Annotated in this window: 1 protein-coding gene; it reads right to left on the reverse strand. The window is 70.4% G+C overall.

Annotation, left to right across the window (positions count from 1 at the left end):
• Nucleotides 1-372: nitrous oxide reductase accessory protein NosL (locus B3V69_RS15450; RefSeq protein WP_296447906.1), on the reverse strand; the 372-nt coding region annotated here is incomplete at both ends.

The following is a 372-nucleotide window of genomic DNA, read 5'->3' on the forward strand; positions in this document are numbered from 1 at the left end:
CGCCAGCAGCAGCCCGCCGCGCGCACTGGCAAAGCGCTGTGCGGCCGCCGCATCGGCGAAAGCCGGCAGATTGCCGGCGCGCATGGGTCCGACGGCGGCCGAGCCGCTGACGTAGACCGCGTCCACCGCATTGATCCAGGCGCCGCTGCTGGCGTCGCTCACATAACGGGCTGCGATCTCGCTGGCCTGGCGGCCACGGGTATAGCGACCCACGTCTTGCAGGTAAATAAAGAGGGTGAGCGGCGAATCGAAGAACTGCGTGTCGCCGTTGTCGAAAACCACCTGTGCCGCCCACTCCAGCGAGCGCGCCGGGTACATGCCGCACACCGGGCAGCGGGCATCCGCGGGCACCGGCCGGGGCGCGTGCAGCCC

The organism is Rhodoferax sp. UBA5149 (assembly GCF_002413825.1).
Lineage (GTDB): Bacteria > Pseudomonadota > Gammaproteobacteria > Burkholderiales > Burkholderiaceae_C > Rhodoferax.